Origin of the sequence: Candidatus Poriferisodalis sp. (genome assembly GCF_965215815.1) — a bacterium.
Taxonomy (GTDB): Bacteria; Actinomycetota; Acidimicrobiia; order Acidimicrobiales; family Poriferisodalaceae; genus Poriferisodalis.
The window spans coordinates 667,403-689,376 of sequence record NZ_CBDCEO010000012.1; the positions used below are offsets into that span (position 1 = coordinate 667,403).

Sequence of the window (21,974 nt, forward strand, 5' to 3'; positions counted from 1 at the left end):
CCTCAGGCAGCGACAGTGACGTGCGGCGGCGGCCAGACGCCTGCGACGATGCCGGACTCGACCAGGTAGCCGGTGATGCTCTCGAGGCGCCCGAGCAAGGCCTCGAATTCGTCGGCCGTCAGGGCTTCGGCTGCTGGGGAGGACAGGCGGTCCGTGTCGTGCTCGACGGCTCTGCGTGCAGCGTTGCCTTCGGGGGTCTGTTCCCCGTCGGCGGTGATCCAACCGCGGTCGATGAGCCGCTGGCAGGCAGCGTCCCACTCCTGGGCATTCCAGCCACGGATCTTCTGGATGGTGGCGCCGTTTCCGTGGCCACCAGTGGTCATCATGACGTGGCACTCGACGGGGTCGAGGTCACCGGCTGCGAGCGCAATGTTGTGCGCGTCGAAGCGGAACTCTCGCAGCAGCGTGCAGCCGTGCCAGAGGTCCATGACGTCCCCGCCGCCGGTGCTGTCGCACGGCCACGGTTCCGAGGCCCACCCCGCGTAGAGCGGTCGTGCGCCCGTCGGCAGATCGCCCGCAAAACTGCGCAGGGCGGATGCTGCGGCTGAGATGTCGCCGGGATCCGGGTACTCGCCCAGAGCCCGTTGCATCGAGGCGGTCGTGAGCTCAAGCTGCCGGGCTCGGACTGCGTCAGGCTCCATGATGTCCCAGCAGCCAGGCACCGCTCGTTCCACCATGCGAGGTGCGAAGTTGTAGAACACCGCAGTCACCGTCGCTGCGCTGGCCCTGCCCATCGGGGCCGAGCGGTATGCGAAGTAGGCGTGCCACCAGCCCTTGAAGCCGTCGTCGTTGAATCCGTAGATCTCCGGTGAGTAGTAGGCCACCGTGTGGATCGGCTCGACCGTGCGGCCCAGGCGCCGGATCGGGCTTCGACGGTCCTCGGTGCGTGGAATCTCACCCATGGGGTACTCCTCGATGTCGGGGCCGTTGCGGGGTGGCCGACGGCCGCCAGGTATCGCTCGGCGTGTCGGTGCAGGTTGTGTTGGGTCGCTCGCGGTCGCCGCAATGGTATGGCGCTGCGGGCTCGTGCGCGGTGCCCTGCGCTGTTCCCGGGTGAGCGCACGGCACTTCTGCACTGCTCCCAAGTGACCGCACGGAACTACGGTTTCGACCATGACCGTTCACGGAATGCAGCACGAAGCCACCGTCGAGATCGCCGCCACGCCAGAAACCGTCTTCGCCATGGTCTGCGACGTGCCGCGCATGGGGGAGTGGAGCCCCGAGAACGCCGGAGCAAATTGGACCAGCGGCACGCCGGGCGCCGAGGGTTCCACGTTCGAAGGGCACAACCGCATCGGCGAACGCGAGTGGAGCGTGCCGTGCACCGTCACCGTGGCGCAACCCGGCGAGTGCTTCGAATGGGTGACCCGGCCAGAGGATCCCGAGGGCCCCTATGTGCGCTGGACGTACCGCACGGCGTCCAACGAGGGTGGCGGAACGACGTTGACCGAAACTTGGGACGTCCTGTCGCTGCCGCCGACACTGCAGCCGCTCAGCGCGGAGCAGTTGGCGGCACGGGCCGACGTCGTGCGTGCGGGCATGGCCGCAACCCTCGTGGCCATCAAGGCCGCCGCCGAGTCCTGATTCCGGTCGCTGCGCCGCCGATTTCTCGTTTCGGCTGCTGTGCCGCCGAGTCCTGATTCCGGCTGCCGCATCGACCTAGGACTGGCAGCCGACACCATTCCCGTCACGATCCAAGCGGTACGGGTCCTCGCCGATCACCTTGACGCGCACCGGCTTCTGCTCCGACGTGAGGTCGCCGCAATTGACGGCATCGCCGGGCAGGTTCGGCAAGCAGGGTTCGTAGGCAGGATGACAGCCAGTACCCGGTGCAGCGGCTTCGGTGTCCGCCGAGTCGGTATCTGCTTCGCTGGTCTCTCCCGGTGTCTCAGGGGAGCTGGCATCTTCAAGCGAGGATTCTTCGATTGTGACGCTTCCCTTTGCCGGTACTGCGAATTCGAACTCTGCGCCGGTGCATGACGACAGCTGGGTGTCGAGCGAGCGCTCTTCCGCAGTGTCAGCCGACAGCTCCCAGCGAGTCTTGACTGCGATCCAGTCTGCGGCGTACTGACACCGATAAGTGGCTTGGGGCGGCCACCAGTCATGGGGATCGCGGGCGCCCTTGCTGCGGTTGGTCGAGGAGCTGACGGCGATCAGTGACCGTGAATCGCCGAGGTCGTTTGCGAATCGAGTCCACGTGTCGGCCGACCAGACGTACCCACCCGATTCCCATGCTTCGGCAAGCGGCACGAGGTGATCGATATCCAAATCGCCGGCGCTGGTCACCGTGGTGTTGTCATAGGCAGAGTTCCACGTGCCGTCCGGGTGCTGTTCTTGGGCCAGCACGCGTTCCCGTGTCGTCTGGCCGTTGCTGTAGAGCCAACCCGGGAAGACGGCATCGCGGCTGTACCCACTGCGGTGCTCCACCTCGATCCGCAGCCGCTCAAAGAGGCCGATGACGCTCCTGCGCCGCTCGAGGTCAGCGGCTTCGGCGTCGGTGTCACGCACCGTCGCCTCCGGGAATGTGACCTGCGGGAATGCGGAGACATCGTCGTCTGAAGGGTTCGGAGCAGCAGCGGAGGCAGTGTCTGAAGGGGCAGTGTCTGAAGGGTTCGGAGTAGCAGCGGAGGCAGTGTCTGAAGGGGCAGTGTCTGAAGGGTTCGGAGCAGCAGCGGAGGCAGTGTCTGAAGGGGCAGTGTCTGAAGGGGTTGTCCCGCCTATGGCTTCCGAGCGCGGGGTGGCGTCCGCAGCAGGCTGCAGCGTGACGATCGGTGAGTCTGATTTTGTCGAGCTGGCCCGGGCAGCCTCAGCGTCGGGTTGGCTTCGGGACGTGTCGGGGGCCGGGGCGCACGCGGCCAGCGTGAGAACGGCGCCCACGAGGCAGGTTCCGATGAGAGATCGCTGGACCGCAGCGGGGACACGGTTCGATGTGTGCACCCGCATCGTCGCGCAAGCTAGGCCGCTCCCGGGTGCTCGGGTGGGATACGAACGCCGAGATTACTGAATTGCCCGGAATGGGGCCGACTAGCGACTCCGTGACCTGCGCTTTTGCGTTCTCGCGCCGACGATGTGGGCAATTGCTCAGCCGACGCCCCAGGAACTGTGATGCGCCGAATCCGCCATGTTTCCTCTGGCATGTGTTGACGAAATTCAAGCGCGCGAGTGTTTGCATTTGGTTGCGTACGAGTGTATGCTTAATCCATGTTGCTGGACGCTCCGCCGGTTCACCCCGATGCCATTGCGCTGCTTGCCGCGACTGCCGGTGAGGCCCAGCCGGACGGAAACGGTGTCGACGACGGTGTCGACCTCGGAATGCTGAAGCACGGCGATTTGGTCGATGAGTTGGTGGATCTGGTGGCGGAACGTGCCCGTTTGGAGGGCCGCTATGTGGCTCTGCTCGGCGAACTGGTGTCCCGCGATGGGGCTCAGTCGGCTGCGTGGCAGCTGCGTGAGTACACCCGGATGAACTCAGCGCAGGCTCGCAGTGAAGCACGGCTGGCCGAAGCTCTTGTCGAGCACGAGTTCACCGACACACTCGACGCGCTGTCCGCGGGTGAGATCCAGATATCTCATGCCAAGGTGATTGCTCGGGAGTCGCCGAAGAAGCACCGTCGCGACGAGGAAGAGTTCCTCGAGCTGTGCCGCGCGTATCCCTCCGATGTGGTTGCCCGTCACACGCTGGCCTATGAGAGCTTGCAGGTATTTGCAGACCTCGATGCCGAGGCCGCAGCCAACGATCACACTCCGGTCGATGCCGAGCTGGCGCTGCAGCGCGAGGAGCGTCGCTGCTCGATGTTCCTCGGCGATGACGGGATGTGGCATCTGCGAGCCGATCTGGACTTCATCAGCGGCCGCGAAATCAGCCAGCAGATTGCTGCGGCTGAGCGGGCGGTGCGCCAACGAGACGACGGCGGTGATCTCACCTATCCACAGCGCAATGCCGATGCATTGTGCGAACTGATCCTGGGCCGCCAGAAGCCGCAGGCAAGTCTGGTGATCGTCGCCGATTACAACACGGTGTCGGGTCGGCTCGACAATCCCCGACTCGACGATGGCACTCCACTGTCGGCGAGACAGCTTGCCGAGCTGGCCGCTGATGCCAAGGTGCTGCCGGCGATGTTCAAGGCTGACTGGTCTGAGCTTGCCTTGGGGCGTGCCCGAAGCGCCAGCGAGGCGCAGCGCATCGTGCTGGCGATCCGGGACGGCGGCTGTATTGCTTGCGCTACGCATACCGAGCACTGCCACGCTCACCACATCGATCACTACGAGGATGACGGGCTCACCGAGATCCCCAACTTGGCCATGTTGTGCGTGCCCTGCCATCTCGACCATCACCAACGCCACTGGGCCATAGACACACCGCCCGACGGCACACCGCGACGCGCACCTCCCTGCGGATAGCTCACTTCGAACGGCATCAACTACACCTTCGAAGGCCGCAGCCTGCGGCTCTTCGCCATCAACGCCAGTTACCCGCTGGTCTCTTACTGCGTCATCGGGGTGCTGCTGGCTCTGTGGCGCTAGCCGACAGCGCCGACGGGCAGTGTGCCTGCCCGCGGAATCTATGCCTGACGCCAGGCTGAGAACCGGCCTGCCGTAGTCGACGGCGTTCCATGAGGACGTCACATACACTTATGTGTCTGTGACACCCACTGATGACCATGTGGCACATCGCTAGTCAGCCAGCGAGCGACAGGGAACACTACTCACCTCAACCGCCGGCACCGGCAGGGCCGACGTCCTCGAACGCTCCACCAAAACGCTTGACCCCCCCCGGACCTTGGCGCTCGGCCAGCCGGAGGTAGGTCGTGACCGCCTCCCGGCGTCGTGCGACGCTCCCGCTGCTGCTCGTTGGGCTGGGCGCCGTTGCAGCGCTGGCGAGCGTGTTGTTGTTGGCCGACGGCCGGAATCCCGCCCACGCCCAGACTCCGGTGAACCAGTCCGCCACCGGCGCGCCGGTGGTGCTGGCTTCCGCGGAGGGGGTGCCGGTCTTGTTTGCGGACACTTCTGGCATCGGGGACCCGAACGGGATCGCGTTTACCGGTATGGAGGAGGCTGTTGTCGAGTTCGTCTATTCCTATCAGTGGATCCGGGTCCACGGCGCCACTGCGGCCCAGACCGTGGTGGGCTCCGATTCGCCCAGGTATGAGCTGGTCGATGCCGATGTCGGCAGCATCATCAAGGTGGAGGTGTCGTTCATCGACGGTGACGGTTTCTCTGAGACGGTGACCAGCTTGCCGTTCGGCCCGGTCGTCGAGCCGGCCCCGTTGGCGTCGGCGTCGACGCTGGTCGCCAACACCGCCCAGGCGCACTCGGCCACCGCGATGATCGACAAGCAGTACGCGATGGAGTTCACGTTGGGTCCTCACGGGCAGGGCTATGAGATCTCGGGCGTGTCGATCGAGCTGGCGGCGGCCCCGTCGGATCTGACGGTGTCGCTGTGGATCGGCAACCATTCTGGTCGCAGCTCGACGTCGCCGCGGGCCAGGCTGTTCGACTTTGAGAACCCGTCCTCGCTTGTCGCCGGCACGAACAAGTTCACAGCTCCGGCGGGCGTGCTCGCGTACCCCGGTGTCCATTACTACATCGTGCTGACCGGTTTCGGCTCCTCGCTGTCGATCAAGGAGACCACGTCCGACGACGAGGACGAGGGCGCCGAGACCGGAGTCGAGCTCGGGGACTCAGCGTGTGAACGTGCACTGGCCAAAACAGGACGCTGGACGGGTTCGTGCTCGCGCGCCAACGTGGTGCGCCTGGCCGTCGAGGGCTCGAGGCGCACCAGCGGCATCCTGATCTCGACCTACGCCCAACCCGTCGCGAACGACCAGGAAGTCATCTCGATCGGCGACAGCTGCTGTTTCGAAATGGGTGTCGGAGACGCGGACCGGTACCTCATCCGCGGTTTTTCCTGGAACTCGGACGACACGACATCGAACACAGGCGGCATCACCAACCCGTGGGACCTGCGCGACGGCGCGACTGACTCGAGCGCCAAGCTGTTCAAGCTGATCAACACCCGTAACGCAGCAGGCATCACTGAATGGACGGCCCCCCAAGGCGCGACCGTGCCAGGAGGAACCGGCAAGACATACCTCTTCGACCAGGACTTCGTTTGGCCCAGCGGCCTCGATCCCGGCACGAGAACCGGCGCCGCCTTGACCCGCATCTTCGGCACCGAGGCCGGCAACACCGGCTCGGACACCCCCACGACACCGGGCATCACCATCTCAGCCCATGGCGACAACGCAATCAACCAACCCATGGCAGCCGTTCTGGGCGTCCCGCTCTATGCCATGACCCAGAACCTGGGCCGCACCGACAACGGCTACGTCTCGGTCGGCGACACCCACAAGGTGCTGTCGCAGGCCTTCACCACCGGCCCCGACCCCGACGGCTACCAGTTGCAGGGCTTCGGAATCAACATCGAGGGCTCCGACAGCAAGTTCCCCGACAGCCAGGCATCAGTGTCCGCGGCCGTGCACGCCGACACCGACGGCAAGCCCGGCACCAAGCTGTTCGACCTCCTCAGCCCCACCGAATACGGAGCCGGCCACAGCTTCCTGGAGGCGCCGCCCAGAACAACACTGGACCCCAGCACCCCCTACGTGCTGGTATGGACCCACAACAACGGCACCGCGCACCGGCTCGTCAAAACCGCCGCCGACAACGAGGACACCGGCGCCCGAACAGGCTTCGCCATCGCGAACACGCTCTACCAGGGCGCCGACCCGGACAACATGGCCCAGGACCCAGCCCGCAACGCACTCCAAATCGCCGTCTACAGCAGACACCAAGCCAACGCCACCGGCACGCCGGTGGTGCTGGCTTCCGCGGAGGACCCCGGCGTGTTGGCTGTGGACACTTCGGGCATCGGCGACCCCGACGGGATCCCCAATGTGGGCGACCAGAATACGACGGGCATCCTGCATAACTTCTCCTACCGGTGGATCCGGATCGACGGCGACACCGAGACCACGGTGGGCGCCGACTCGGCCGACTACCGGCAGATCAACAAAGAACTGCACGATTCGGGCATACGCATCGAGTCGGGCCGCTACCGGCGTGTCGACGCTGATGTCGGCAAGCTGCTCAAGGTGGAGGTGTCGTTCACCGACAGCTTCGGGTTCGTCGAGTCTGTGACCAGCGGGCCGTTCGGCCCGGTTCCCAGGCCGGCGCGGTCGCCGTCGGCGTCGACGCTGGTCGCCAACACCGCCCAGGCGGACTCGGCCACGGCGACGATCTCCGGGCGGTACGACATGGGCTTCGAGCTGGGCAGTCACGGCCAGGGCTATGAGATCTCGGGCGTGTCGATCGAGCTGGCCGCGGTGCCGTCGAGCCTGACCGTGTCGCTGTGGATGGGCCTCGCTCCTGGGTCGGGCGACGCTGGTGCGCGCACCAAGCTGTTCGATTTTGAGAACCCGTCCTCGTTCGCCGTGGGCCTGAACGAGTTCACGGCCCCGACGGGCGCGTTCGCGTACCAGGGCGTCGATTACTTCGTCGTGCTGTCGGATTTCGGGTCGCCGCTGTCGATCAAAGTGACGACGTCCGACAATGAAGATACGGGCGGCGAGACGGGAGCGACGCTGGCGGACACCGCGGGCGGGGACACCAACGTGCTGCGCCTGGCCGTCAAGGGCTCGCAGCGCAACGGCGGCATCCTGGTCTCGACCTACGCGCAAGTCGCTGACATTCAGGAAAACGTCTCGGTCGGCGACAATCTCGGTGTCGAGTTCACTGTCGGGGGAGCGGATCGCTACCTCATCCGCGGTGCGTCCTTCAGCGGGGACAACACCACCTCAAGGGCGGGGGTCTATACCGCCCCGTGGGATCTGCGCGACGGAACTGACGAGCTGTTCAGCATGGTCAGCACACGTCAGATAAGCGGCATCAATGAATGGACGGCTCCCCAAGGCGCGACCGTGGCAGGAGGGTGCACCACCGACGCAATGACGATGATGGAGACCTGTGAGGAATACAACTTCTACCAGCAAGTCTCCCACCCTGTGACGGGGCACCGGCGGGGAGGCGTCGTGCTGTCCCGCTATTTCGGCACCACGTCCACTGCGGAGGACTCGCCGAAGGCAACCGGGGTGAGCATCGGCAACGCTACTGATGATTTTGCTCTCACCACACCGCTGATGGCCGTTTTCGGCGAGGCGCTCGACGCGATGGCGCAGAACCTGGGCCAGAGCGACAACGGCTATGTCTCCCTCGGCGCCGCGAACGCTCGGGTGGCATCGCAGGGCTTCACGACCGGTTCGGACGAGTTCGGCTACCGGCTGCAGGGCATCGGGGTCAACATCGAGGGCTCCGGCAGTCAGTTCCCTGACGGGCCGACGTCGGTGTCGGTGGCCGTGCACGCCGATTCGGGCGGCAAGCCCGGCGGCAAGCTGTTCGACCTCGCCAGCCCCACCGAGTTCGCGGCGGGCCACAGCTTCTTCGAGGCACCGCCGGAAACGCAACTGAAGCCGGACACCGCATATGTGCTGGTGTGGAGCTACCGCGACGGCACCTGGCACCGCTTGCAGCGGACCTCGAACGATGGCGAGGATTCGGGCGCGCTCACGGGCTTCAGCATCGCAGACGCGTACTATCGCGGCGCCGGCCTGACCAGCCTGTCTAAGAACTCCGGCGGCAATTCGCTGGAGATCGCGGTGTACGGCGAGGCCAACACCGAGACCCCTCGCCCGCCCTTCGTGGAGGGCGGTCATCCGGTGACCACGAGCTGGCTGCACATCCCCGACGACGCCGATGTGGGTTACCAGTTCAGGCTGGTGTTCGTCACCCATCGCGCGACGCTGCCCGCGCCGGGGGACATCGAGGCCTACAACGCTTTCGTCCGGGAAGAGGCAGCGGGGACCCATGTCCGGGGTGAGCCTGTCGGGGATACAACAGCAGCCGAGCCGTACACCGATCCGGTCATCCGAACGGTCGCCGATCGGTTCGCAGCGGTTGTGTGCACCGCTTCGGTCGACGCGCGATCCAACACCGAGATGCCGATCATCGAGATCGGGGTGGCGATTCATTGGCTGGATGGCGGCTGGCAGGACCGCCCCACGCTGATCGCTGATTCCTACGACACGTTCTACGGCGGCGCTTGGGTAAACACCGATTACGGCGCGTATGTCACCGGGAACTCCGCCTACTTCCACGAGAACGCCATGGTGTGGACCGGATGCGACGCCTCGGGAGCCGCGGACCCGCTGTACCCCATGGGTGCGGCCTCGCCCATGGGTTTGGTCGCCGTGGGCACGCCGAACGATCCCGCGGCCAACAACGCTCCCATCGGGGCGGTCGATGCCAGTGTGGGGCGCGTCACCGCCAGCATCTATGGATACAGACCGCTGTACGCAATCTCGCCGATCTTCACGGTCGTCCCGTGAGCTGGGGTTGACGGGCCACGACAAGACAGCCAGCTTCACAACCCGCCGGGCTGCCCGTGGCCGGGTCGAGAGACGAATCCGCCAGGCGAGCACTCGATGAGCGACGCATATCGGATCGAGCGGCGGTCGCCCCGGACTTCGCGCCCAGATTGCGCAGTGTGAGATAACGTCAGCACTGCATGCATACGGCTCATGTACCGTGGTCGCTTGGCCGTAATTGGTTGCGCGCCATGATCCCCCCCCCCCCCCCGGACCTTGGCGCTCGGCTAGCGGGAGGTAGGTCGTGACCGCCTCCCGGCGTCGTGCGACGCTCTCGCTGCTGCTCGTTGGGCTGGGCGCCATTGCCGCGCTGGCGAGCGTCCTGTGGTTAGCCGGCGGCCGGCATCTCGCCCACGCTCAGGCTCTGACGAACCAGGACGCCACCGGCGCGCCGGTGGTGCTGGCTTCCGCGGAGGATCCCGGCGTGTTGGCTGTGGACACTTCGGGCATCGGCGACCCCGACGGGATCCCCAATGTGGGCCGCCAGCTTGCGACGGGCATCCTGCACGACTTCTCCTACCGGTGGATCCGGGTCGACGGCGACACCGAGATTGTGGTGGGCGCCGACTCGACCGAGTACCGGCAGGTCGCCGGCCAAATAGAACTTGTCGCCGGCGTAACGGCCACAGATGCGGAGCTGATGATCGAGTCGGGCCGCTACCGGCGTGTCGAGGCTGATATCGGCAAGCTGCTCAAGGTGGAGGTGTCGTTCACCGACAGCATGGGCAACTCAGAGACTGTCACCAGCCTGCCGTTCGGCCCGGTTCCCGCACCGGCGCCGCCGCTGCCCGCGTCGACGCTGGTCGCCAACACGGGCCAGCCGGAATCGGCCACGGCGATGATCACCGCGCAGTACGCCATGGGGTTCCAGTTGGGAGATCACGGCTTGGGCTACGAGATCTCGGGCGTGTCGATCGAACTGGCCGCGGTGCCGTCGTCGGGCCTGACCGTGTCGCTGTGGATGGGCCACGCTCCTGGGTCGGGCACCATAGGTGCGCGCACCAAGCTGTTCGACTTTGAGAACCCGTCCTCGTTCGCCGCCGGCCTGAACGAGTTCACGGCCCCGCCGGGCGCGTTCGCGTACCAAAACGTCGACTACTTCATCGTTCTGTCGGACTTCGGGACGTCGCTGTCGATCAAAGAGACCACAACCGACGACCAGGACGACGCCTTCGAGGGCGTATTTCGAGAGCCGGGAGCGACGCTGGCCAACAGCGCTGGCGGGGACACCAACGTGCTGCGCCTGGCCATCAAGGGCTCGAGGCGCAACAGCGGCATCCTGGCCTCGAACTACGCGCAAGCCCAGGACCTCCAGGAAATCGTCTCGGTCGGCGACGAGGGCGGTATCGAGATCACTGTCGGGGCAGCGGACCGCTACCTCATCCGCGGCATGACCTTGAGCGGGGACAACGGCGCAGACGGGGGGGGATATACCAACCCGTGGTACCTGCGCGACGGAACCACCAAGCTGTTCAGCCTGATCAACACTCGTCAAATCGACGGCATCATGGAATGGACGGCTCCCCAAGGCGCAACCGTGACAGGAAGCGACTCATACGAGTTCTACCTGGACCTCATATCGGACGACCGAATGGGAGGCACCACCGTGAACCGCCTATTTGGCACTTCGTCCAATGAGGAGGACTCGCCGACGGCGACCGGCGTGACCATCGACGGCGTGAATACGAATTTGGACGTTATCTTCACCGCAGCACCGCTGATGGCCATCCTCGGCGACCCGCTTGATGCGATGGCCCAGAACCTGGGCCAAACCGACAACGGCTACGTCTCGGTCGGCGGCGCCAACAAGGTGCTGTCGCAGGGCTTCACGACCGGTCCCGACCCGGACGGCTACCCGTTGACGGGCTTCGGTGTCAACATCGAGGGGTCCGACAGCAAGTTTCCCGACAGCCCGGTGTCGGTGTCGGCGGCTGTGCACGCCGACTCGGGCGGCAAGCCGGGCGCCAAGCTGTTCGACCTCCTCAGCCCCCGCGAATACGCGGCCAGCCACAGTTTCTTCGAGGCGCCGCCGGGAACGACGCTGGAGGCGAGCACGTCCTATGTGCTGGTGTGGACCCACAACAGCGGCACCGCGCACCGGTTGCAGAAGACCTCGAGCGGCAGCGAGGACACGGGCGCTCGAACAGGCTTCGCCATCGCGAACGCGTTCTATTCGGGCCCCGACCTCGACAACATGACGATGGACTCTGCCGGCGACGTGCTGGAGCTCGCGGTGTACAGCAGACACCGGCCCAATGCCACCGGCGCGCCGGGGGTGCTGGCTTCCGCGGAGGACCCCGGCGTGTTGGCGGTGGACACTTCGGGCATCGGCGACCCCGACGGGATCCCCAATGTCGGCACCCCAGGTTCGACGGGCATCCTTCACGACTTCTCCTACCGGTGGATCCGGGTCGACGGCGACACCGAGATCGTGGTGGGCGCCGACTCGACCGACTACCGGCAGGTCGCCGGCCAAATAGAACTTGTCGCCGGCGTAGTGCCCTCAAATTCGGACCTCATGATCGAGTCGGGCCGCTACCGGCGTGTCGAGGCCGATATCGGCAAGCTGCTCAAGGTGCAGGTGTCGTTCACCGACAGCTTGGGCAACTCAGAGACGCTCACCAGCCTGCCGTTCGGCCCGGTTCCCGCACCGGCTCCGCCGCTGCCCGCGTCGACACTGGTCAAAAACACCGCCCAGTCGAACTCGGTCACGGCGACGATCACCGCGCAGTACGCCATGGGGTTCGAGTTGGGCGATCACGGCCAGGGCTACGAGATCTCCAGCGTCTCGATCGAGTTGGCCGCGGCGCCGTCCAGTCTGAGCGTGTCGCTGTGGATGGACCACGCTCCTGGGCGGTCCGGCTCCGGAGGTGCGACAACCAAGCTGTTCGACTTTGAGAACCCGCCCTCGTTCGCCGCCGGCCTGAACAAGTTCACGGCCCCGCCGGGCGCGTTCGCGTACCAAAACGTCGACTACTTCATCGTTCTGTCGGATTTCGGGTCGTCGCTGTCGATCAAAGAGACGACTTCTGACAATGAGGATGATGGCAACGAGACGGGAGCGACGCTGAGCAACAGCGCGGGCGGGGACACCAACGTGCTGCGCTTGGCCATCGAGGGCTCGAGGCGCAACAGCGGCATCCTGGCCTCGAACTACGCGCAAGTCTCGGACGAGCAGGAAATCGTCTCGGTCGGCAACAAGGTCGGTGTCGGGATCACTGTCGGATCAGCGGATCGCTACCTCATCCGCGGTGTGACTTTCAGCGGGGACAACACAAAAGCAGGGGGGCTCTTTACCAACCCGTGGGACCTGCTCGACGGAACCACCGAGCTGTTCAGCATGACCAATACACGTCAGATAAACGGCATAAACGAATGGACGGCTCCCCAAGGCGCAACCGTGGCAGGAAGCGACTCATACGAGATCAACCAGGACATCGCCTCAGTGGACCGCATGGGAGGCGGCACCGGGAGTCGCCACTTTGGCACCACATCCACCGCCGAGGACACGCCGACGGCGGCCAGCGTGACCCTCGACAGCGTTACTGAGGATTATGCAGGCACCGCACCGCTGATGGCCGTTTTCGGCGAGCCGCTCGTCGCGATGGCGCAAAACCTGGGCCAGACCGACAACGGCTACCGTACGGTCGGCAGTGGAGCCGTCAAGGTGTTGTCGCAGGGCTTCACGACCGGCTCCGACCCGGACGGCTACCCGTTGATGGGCTTCGGTGTCAACATCGAGGGCTCCGACAGCAAGTTTCCCCACAGCCCGACGTCGGTGTCGGTGGCCGTGCACGCCGATTCGGGCGGCAAGCCGGGCGCGAAGCTGTTCGACCTCCTCAGCCCCGGCCTGTTCGGGGCGGGTCACAGCTTTTTCGAGGCGCCGGCGGGAACGACGCTGGACGCGAGCACCTCCTACGTGCTGGTGTGGCGTTACAACAGCGGCACCGTGCACCGGTTGCAGAAGACCGCGAGCAACAGCGAGGACACGGGCGCGTTCACCGGCTTCGCCATCGCGAACGCGTTCTATTTGGGTCTCGACCTGGGCAACATGGCCGTGGACTCTGCCGGCGATGTGCTGGAACTCGCGGTGTACAGCAGAAACATGCCGGCCACCGGCGCGCCGATCGTGCTGGCTTCCGCGGAGGATCCCGGCGTGTTGGCTGTGGACATTTCGGGCATCGGCGACCCCGACGGGATCCCCAATGTGGGCCGCCTGGGTGCGACGGGGACCCTGCGTGACTTCTCCTACCGGTGGATCCGGGTCGACGGCGACACCGAGACCGTGGTGGGCGCCGACTCGGCCGACTACCGGCAGATCGACCCTGAACTGCACGATTCGGGCATACGCATCGAGTCGGGCCGCTACCGGCGTGTCGAGGCTGATATCGGCAAGCTGCTCAAGGTGGAGGTGTCGTTCACCGACAACTTAGGCACCCTCGAGACTGTGACCAGCCTGCCGTTCGGCCCGGTTCCCAGGCCGGCGCGGTCGCCGTCGGCGTCGACGCTGGTGGCCAACACCGCCCAGACGCACTCGGCCACGGCAGATTTCAGCGGGCAGCGGTACGTCATGGGGTTCGAGCTGGGCAGTCACGGCCAGGGCTACGACATCTCGGACGTTTCGATCGAGTTGGCCGCGGTGCCGCCCAGCCTGACCGTGTCGCTGTGGATGGGCCGCGCTCCTGGGTCGGGCGCCGCAGGTGCGCAGACCAAGCTGTTCGATTTTGAGAACCCGTCCCCGTTAGAGGTCGGTTCGAACAGGTTCAGGGCCCTTCCGGGCGCGTTCGCGTACCAGGGCGTCGATTACTTCATCGTGCTGTCAGATTTCGGATCGTCGCTGACGATCAAGGAGACGACTTCTGACAACGAGGACACGGGTGGCGAGACGGGAGCGACGCTGGCCAACAGCGCGGGCGGGGACACCAACGTGCTGCGCCTGGCCATCAAGGGCTCGCAGCGCAACAGCGGCATCCTGGTCTCCACCTACGCGCAAGACGCGGACACGCAGGAAATCGTCTCGATCGGCGATAAAGGCGGTTGGGGGATCACTGTCGGGGCAGCGAATCGTTACCTCATCCGCGGTGTGTCCTTCAGTGGGGACAACAACTCATTAGGGGGGCTGTTTACCGCCCCGTGGCATCTGCGCGACGGAACTGACGAGCTGTTCCGCATGGTCAGCACACGTCAGATAAGCGGCATCAACGAGTTCACCGCTCCCCAAGGCGCGACCGTGGCAGGAGGGTGCACCACCGACGCAATGACGATGATCGAGACCTGCGAGGAATACAACTTGTACATGCAAGCTACGGACCCGGTGACGGGGGAGCGGGCGGGAGGCGTCGTCGGGTCCCGCTTTTTTGGCACCACGTCCACTACGGAGGACTCGCCGAAGGCGACCGGGGTGACCATCGGCAACGCTACTGATGATTTTGCTCTCACCACACCGCTGATAGCCATCTTCGGCGAGGCGCTCGACGCGATGGTGCAGAACCTGGGCCAGACCGACCACGGCTACCGCACCGTCGGCAGCAACACTGTCAAGGCGTTGTCGCAGGGCTTCACCACCGGTTCCGACGAGTTCGGGTACCGGCTGCAGGGCATCGGGGTCAACATCGAAGGCTCCGACAGTCACTTTCCTGACGGTCCGTTGTCGGTGTCGGTGGCCGTGCACGCCGATTCGGGCGGCAAGCCGGGCGCGAAGCTGTTCAACCTCGTCAGCCCCACCGGGTTCGCGGCCGGCCACAGCTTCTTCGAGGCGCCGCCGGGAACGCAACTGAGGCCGGACACTTCCTACGTGATGGTGTGGCGCCACCTCGGCGGCACGTGGCACAGGATGCGGAAGACCGCGAGCAACAGCGAGGACACTGGCGCGCTGACGGGCTCTGCCATCGCGGACACGTTCTCTCAGGGTGTCGACCTTGACAACCTGTCCGCGGACCCAGACGGCAATTCGCTGGAAATCGCGGTGTACGGCGTGAAGAACGACGAGGAGCCCTTACCGCCCTTCGTGGAGGGCGGTCATCCGGTGACCACGAGCTGGCTGCACATCCCCGACGACGCCGAGGAGGGGTACCAGTTCAGGCTGGTGTTCGTCACCCATCGCGGAACGCTTCCCACCTCGGGCAACATCGTCGATTACAACGAATTCGTCCAGCAGGAGGCAGCGGGGACCCTTGTGCGGGGCAAACCTGTCCGGGATATACCAGCAGCCGAGCCCTACACCGATCCCGATCATTCGGAGGGTCGCCGAAGACTTCAAGGCGGTGGTGTGCACCGCTTCGCTCGACGCGCGATCCAACACCGAGATGCCGATCATCGAGATCGGGGTCCCGATTCATTGGCTGGACGGCGGCTGGCAGGACCGCCCCACACTGATCGCTGATTCCTACGACAGGTTCTACAGCGGCGCGTGGGACAACACCGAATACGGCGCGTATGTCACCGGGAACTCCGCCTACTTCCACGAGAACGCCATGGTGTGGACCGGATGCGACGCCTCCGGGGCCGCGGATCCGCTGTTCCCGATGGGTGCGGCCTCGCCCATGGGTTTGGTCGCCGTGGGCACGCCGAACGATCCCGCGGCCAACAACGCTCCCATCGGGGCGGTCGATGTCGCTGTGGGGCGCGTCACCGCCAGCATCGATGGATACAGGCCGCTGTATGCGATCTCGCCGGTCTTCACGGTCGTCCCGTGAGCTGGGGTTGACGGGCTGGGACGAGACAGCCAGCTTCACAATCCGCCGGGCTGCTCGTAGCCGGGTCGAGAGACGAATCCGCCAGGCGAGCACTCGATGAGCGACGCGTAGCGGATCGAGCGGCAGTCGCCCCGGACTTCGCGCCGAGTTTGCGCAGTGTGAGATAAGCTCAATGCTTCATGCATATGACTCACGCACTGTGGTCGCTTGGCCGTAATGGGCTGCGCGCCATGACCCCCCCCCCCCCCCCCCCGACCTTGGCGCTCGGCTCGCGAGAGGTAGGTCGTGACTGCCTTCCGGCGTCTTGGCACGCTCCCGCTGCTGCCCGTTGGCCTGTCTGGTCGGGGCTTGTCGCTACGAAACTTCGGGTTGGCCTTCCTGGCGGGGTTGGCCTTCCTGGCGATGGTGTTGGCGGGCATGGCCTTCTGGTCGACGGCGGCGGAGGCGCAATTCACGTTGCGCGACCTCGTGAGCAACGTCGGGCAAGGGAGCGACGACAGCGCTGAGACGGCTGGCAACGACCATGCGCAGCTGTTCCACACGGCTGGCGCCACGAACGGCTACGTGGTGACCAGCGTGATCGTCGTCTCCGAGGACACCGGGAGCGACGACTTCGATGTCGAGATCTGCGAGGCGGACGACACGACCGAGTTTCCGACCTCGACCTGCACGGAGCTGATACATCTGGGATCCTTCGATGCCGGGAGCCTGGAGTTCACGCACCCGGGCATGTACCTCAATGCGAACGACAACTACGTGGTGGTGATCAAACAGCGCGGCAGCGGGAGCGTCACGCTCGACACCACCACGTCCGGGGCAGAAGATTCGAGCGGCCTCACGGGCTGGACCATCAAGAACAAGTTCGATTGGAACAACAGCGGCACCTGGCAGCAAAAGGGCGGGGGCGACGAGGCACTCCAGATCACCGTCCGTGGCTCTGAAAGGGACGCGAACCAGACCGCCACCGGCGCGCCGAGAGTCCTTCGTTCCGCGGAAAGCTCCGGCATCCTGGTGGCCGACATTTCGGGCATCGCCGACGAGAACGATTTCCCCAAAGTCACTGGCCCCCTCATCCGAGTCGACTGGTCCTACCAGTGGATCCGGGTCGACGGCGGCACATCGGCCGAGACCAACGTGGGCGGCGACTCGCCCAGCTACCAGCTCGACGCCGGCGATGTCGGCAACCTGATCAAGGTGCGAGTCTCATTCACGGACAGGGCCGGTCTACTCGGAAACGGTGACCAGCCTGCCCTTCGGCCCCATCGCCGAACCGGAAGTCCCGTCGGGGGTACTGGGGACGCTGGTCAGCAATGCCGGCCAGTCGCCGGCGACCACGGCGAACATCACCGAGCAGTACTCCATGGGCTTCAGGTTGGGGACTCACGGCCAGGGCTACGATATCTCCAGCGTCTCGATCGACCTGGCCGCGGCGCCGTCGAACCTGACCGTCTCCCTGTGGATCGCCGGCCATCCTGAGCTCATTGACGACAGCTCAACCACGGCATACAAGCTGTTCGACTTTGAGAACCCGTCCTCCTTCAAGGTCGGCCTGAACAAGTTCACGGCTCCCGCAGGGGCGTTCGCGTACCAAAACATCGATCACTTCATCGTGCTGTCGGGTTTCGGCTCCTCGCTGTCGATCAAGCAGACGACGTCCGACAATGAAGATGCGGGCGGCGAGACGGGAGCCATCCTCTTCGACAGCGCGGGTGGGAACAGCAACGTGCTGCGCCTGGCCCTCGAGGGCTCGAGGCGGGCCAGGGGCATCCTGGCTGCGACCTACGCCCAATCCTTCGACGATGACCAAGAAATCATCTCGATTGGCGACCTATGGACTGTCGGGCTCAATGTCGGAGCCGCGGATCGCTACCTCATCCGCGGTTTTTCTTGGATCTCGGACGACACATCATCCCAAAACAGCGGCATTGCCAACAAGATGAGCCTGTGGAACGAAAGCTCCAATGCCCTGGGCACCAGGCGGTTCAACCTGCGAAAGACACGTAACAATGCGGGCCTAAATGTATGGACGGCTCCGCAAGGCGCGACCGTGGAAGGGAGCGCCTCATACTTCATGGGGCAGAATCTGAGGGGAGGCTCAATTGAGAGAATAGATGGCACCTTGACGCGCACGTGGGGCATCAAAGACGATCTCGACGACGTGCCGACGGCGCCGGGCGTGACCCTCAGCGGCGGAATTGGAGACGCGCAACTCGGTGCTCACGACCTGCCGTTCATGGCCGTCCTCGGCGAGCCGCTCTACGCGATGGTGCAGAACCTGGGCCAGGCCAACGACGGCTACCGCACCGTCGGCAGCGGCACTGTCAAGGCGTTGACGCAGGGCTTCACGACCGGTTCGGTCGTGGGCGGCTACGAGCTGCAGGGCATCGGCGTCAACATCGAAGGCTCGGGCAGCAACTTCCCTGACGGGCCGACGTCGGTGTCGGTGGCGGTGCACGCCGACTCGGGCGGCAAGCCGGGCGCGAAGCTGTTCGACCTGGTCAGTCCCAGCGAGTTCGCGGTCGGCCACAGCTTCTTCGAGGCGCCGCGGGGAGCGACGCTGGAGCCGAGCACCTCCTATGTGCTGGTCTGGCGCTACCTCGGCGGCACCGTGCACAGGTTGCGGAAGACCGGCAGCAATGGCGAGGACTCGGGCGCGCTGACAGGCTTCAGCTTGGCGAACGCGTTCTATCAAGGTGTCGACCTTGACAACCTGGCCGTGGACACGGGCAGCGATGTCTTGGAAATGGCGGTGTACAGCCCCACAAAGATCGTGGTAAATGCCACCGGCCGGCCGGTCGTGCTGGCTTCCGCGGAGGACGCCGGCGTCCTGGCTGTCGACACTTCGGGCATTGGCGACCCCGACGGGCTCGTCAATGTGGGTGATATAGCTTCGACAGGCATCCTTAACGACTGGTCCTACCAGTGGATCCGGGTCGACGGCGACACTGAGACAGCGGTGGGCAAATCGGCCCGTTACCGGCGTGTCGAGGCGGATATCGGCAAGCTGATCAAGGTGCAGGTGTCGTTCTACGACGCCAGCAGCAACTTGGAGACTGTGATCAGCCTGCCGTTCGGCCCGCTCGCCGAACCAGCCGGCCCGTCGGCGCCCACAACGACGCTGGTCGGCAACACGGGTCAGCCGGGGTCGGCCACGGCGCCGATCACCGGGCGGTACTCCATGCGGTTCAGGCTGGGGAATCACGGCCAGGGCTACGAGATCTCCAGCGTCTCGGTCGAGCTGGCCGCGATACCGCCCGGTCTGAGGGTGTCGCTGTGGATGGGCCCCCCTCCTGGGAATGACTCAGGAACAGCGCGAACATGGCTGTTCGACTTTGAGAACCCGTCCTCGTTCACCGTCGGTCCGAACGAGTTCACCGCTCCCGCAGGGGCGTTCGCGTACCAGAGGATCCAATACTTCATCGTGCTGTCGGATTTCGGCTCCTCGCTGTCGATCAAGGAGACGACATCGGACGGCGAGGACGGCGAGACGGGAGCGACGCTGGCGGACAGCGTGGGCGGGAACAGCAGCGTGCTGCGCCTGGCCGTGAAGGGCTCGAAGCGGGCCCGCGGCATCCTAGCTTCGACCTACGCGCAAGACCAGCGATTCGGCTCGCAGGAAATCGTCTCGGTCGGCGATCAGAACGGTCTCGAGTTCACTGTCGGGGAGGCGGATCGCTACCTCATTCGCGGTGTGACTTTCAGCCTCGATAACGCGTCCACAGAAGGGGGCTTTACCAATCCGTGGGACCTGCGCCTCGGAACTACCACGCGGGTCCGGATGGTCAGCACACGTCAGATACCCGGCATCAATGAATTTACGGCTCCCCAAGGCGCAACCGTGGCAGGAGGCACCGAATACGAGTTCTTCCAGGACATCAAGACTTTCAACCGGATGGGGGGCGTCCCGTTGAGCCGACATCATTGCAGCCCGTCCACTGAGGTGGACTCGCCGGCGGCGGCCGGCGTGATCATCGGCGACGGTACAGGGGACTTCGATTGCGACCAACCGCTGATGGCCGTCTTCGGCGAGCCGCTCGTGGCGATGGTGCAGAACCTGGGGCAGACCCACAACAGCTACTTCACCGTCGGTGACACCTACAAAGTGGTGTCACAGGGCTTCACGACCGGTTCCGACGCGCTCGGGTACCGGCTCCAGGGCATCGGCGTCGCCATCGAAGGCTCCGATGACACGGCCGGCAACGCCCAAGTGCCCTCTGCACCGACGTCGGTGTCGGTGGCCGTGCACGCCGACTCGGGCGGCAAGCCGGGCGCGAAGCTGTTCGACCTCGTCAGTCCCACCGAGTACGCGCCGGGCCACAGCTTCTTCGAGGCGCCGCCGGGAACGAAACTGACGCCGGACACCTCCTATGTGCTGGTCTGGAGCTACCTCCGCGGCACCTGGCACAGGCTGCAGAGAACCTCGAGCAACAGCGAGGACTCGGACGCTCGAACAGGCGCCAGCATCGCTGACGGATTGAACCGGGGCACCGACCTGACCGACCTGATCGGGGGCACCAATAAGTTGGAGATCGCGGTGTACACCGAGGTCAACCAGGGTGCCCCCTTCGTGGCCGGCGGTATCGAGGTGCCCCAGAGCTGGCTCCACATACCGGAGGGCGTCGATGCGGGGTACCAGTTCAGGGCGCTGTTCGTCACACATCGCGGCAGGCTCCCCACGTCCAGTGACATAGACGACTACAACGCCTGGGTCCAGGAGGAGGCAGCGGGGATCCTTGTCCGGGGCGTAGAAAAGGCCGATCCCTACACCGATCCGGTCATTTGGAAAAACGCCTCGGAGTTCAGGGCGGTGGTCTGCACCGCTGACGACGACGCGCGGACGAACACCGGGATGACGGGCCCCGGCGTGCCGGTCCACTGGCTGGACGGGGGCTGGCAGGACCGCCCCACGCTGGTCGCCAATTCGTACGCCGACTTCTACGGCCCCAAGTGGGTCAACACCGACTACGGCGCCTATGTCACCGGGAACTCCGCCTACCTCCACCCGTCGGCCAAGGTCTGGACCGGGTGCGACGCCTCCGGAGACCCGCATCCGTCTGTCCCCATGGGCGCCATCTCAGACATGAACATGATCGCCGTGGGCACACCGAACGATCCAGAGGCCAACCACGCTCCTCTTGGCGCCGTCGATTCCGATTCCGGGTACGCATACCGCCAATTCCTTGTCGTGATCCATGGCCAAGAGCAAGAAAGGCTGCTGCCGCTCTACGCGATCTCGCCCATCTTCACGGTGGCCGGCGGGAGGGCGCCCGGATCAACATCGCTGCTCCTGGTCAAGAACACCGGCCAGACCGTCTCCTCCAATGTCAATTCCCTAGTCGCTGCTACTCCCAAGAGCGCCCAGGAATTCACCACCGGCGACAACGCCGGGGGCTACGAGCTGGTCTCAATCGGCGTCGGGTTCGCTTCCATCGATACGCGCTCGTCAGCCGGTGCGCAGCTGTCGGTAACGCTCAACGCGGACGACAGCGGCGATCCGGGCAGGGTGATGTGCACGCTGATCGACCCGACGAGCTTCTCCGAGAACGCGGTGAACACCTTCGGCCGGGACCTGTGCGCGACGCTCAAGGCGGAAACGACCTACTTCGTCGTCATAGAACGGGTGACGATCGACAGCGACAGCATCTCTTTGAGCAAGACAAACAGCGACAACGAGGACAGCGGCGGCACGACCGGCTCGTCGATCGAAAACGACAGCAGCTACTTGTCCGGGACGACGTGGACAGCCGATGCCAACGGTGACTCCTTGTTGATCGAGGTCATCGGTACCACGAACTAGGGCCGAGAAGTGGCATGGGATCCAACGGTCGTCGCCGACCTGGGGGGCGATTCGAGATGA

The 21,974-nt window shown here is 65.2% G+C and carries 9 protein-coding genes; 7 read left to right on the forward strand and 2 right to left on the reverse strand.

Features of this window, described 5'->3' with window-relative positions; genetic code table 11:
• Positions 1-2: 2 nt before the first annotated feature.
• A complete protein-coding gene (locus ACOOHB_RS04985) occupies positions 3-902 on the reverse strand; it encodes an SCO6745 family protein (RefSeq protein WP_420443705.1) in 900 nt (299 codons plus the stop codon).
• A gap of 211 nt (positions 903-1,113) precedes the next feature.
• Between ACOOHB_RS04985 and ACOOHB_RS04990 the strand changes: the two genes are divergently transcribed.
• On the forward strand, positions 1,114-1,584 hold the full coding sequence (locus tag ACOOHB_RS04990; protein ID WP_420443706.1) for an SRPBCC family protein: 471 nt from the start codon (positions 1,114-1,116) through the stop codon (positions 1,582-1,584).
• A 75-nt stretch (positions 1,585-1,659) separates the two neighbouring features.
• On the opposite strand, the gene ACOOHB_RS04995 is transcribed toward ACOOHB_RS04990, so the two are convergent.
• Positions 1,660-2,508: an HNH endonuclease family protein gene (locus ACOOHB_RS04995; RefSeq protein WP_420443707.1), complete on the reverse strand. Its 849-nt coding sequence runs from the start codon at positions 2,506-2,508 to the stop codon at positions 1,660-1,662.
• 693 nt (positions 2,509-3,201) lie between these two features.
• Here ACOOHB_RS04995 and ACOOHB_RS05000 point away from each other — a divergent pair.
• The 6 genes from ACOOHB_RS05000 (at position 3,202) to ACOOHB_RS05025 (ending at position 21,914) form a co-directional block, all read left to right on the forward strand.
• A complete protein-coding gene (locus tag ACOOHB_RS05000) occupies positions 3,202-4,401 on the forward strand; it encodes a DUF222 domain-containing protein (RefSeq protein WP_420443708.1) in 1,200 nt (399 codons plus the stop codon).
• Positions 4,402-4,808: 407 nt separating this feature from the next.
• A complete protein-coding gene (locus ACOOHB_RS05005; protein WP_420443709.1) occupies positions 4,809-9,383 on the forward strand; it encodes a choice-of-anchor R domain-containing protein in 4,575 nt (1,524 codons plus the stop codon).
• 283 nt (positions 9,384-9,666) lie between these two features.
• The gene (locus ACOOHB_RS05010; protein ID WP_420443710.1) at positions 9,667-15,804 is read left to right on the forward strand and encodes a choice-of-anchor R domain-containing protein; all 6,138 of its coding nucleotides are present in this window, start codon (positions 9,667-9,669) and stop codon (positions 15,802-15,804) included.
• Positions 15,728-16,117, forward strand: a complete 390-nt coding sequence (locus ACOOHB_RS05015; protein WP_420443711.1) for a hypothetical protein — start codon at positions 15,728-15,730, stop codon at positions 16,115-16,117. The genes ACOOHB_RS05010 and ACOOHB_RS05015 overlap by 77 nt, the downstream gene beginning before the upstream one ends.
• 285 nt (positions 16,118-16,402) lie before the next feature.
• Positions 16,403-17,593 (forward strand): hypothetical protein, encoded by a 1,191-nt coding sequence (locus ACOOHB_RS05020; protein WP_420443712.1) that lies wholly within the window; start codon positions 16,403-16,405, stop codon positions 17,591-17,593.
• 787 nt (positions 17,594-18,380) lie between these two features.
• Positions 18,381-21,914: a choice-of-anchor R domain-containing protein gene (locus tag ACOOHB_RS05025; RefSeq protein ID WP_420444663.1), complete on the forward strand. Its 3,534-nt coding sequence runs from the start codon at positions 18,381-18,383 to the stop codon at positions 21,912-21,914.
• Positions 21,915-21,974 lie beyond the last annotated feature (60 nt).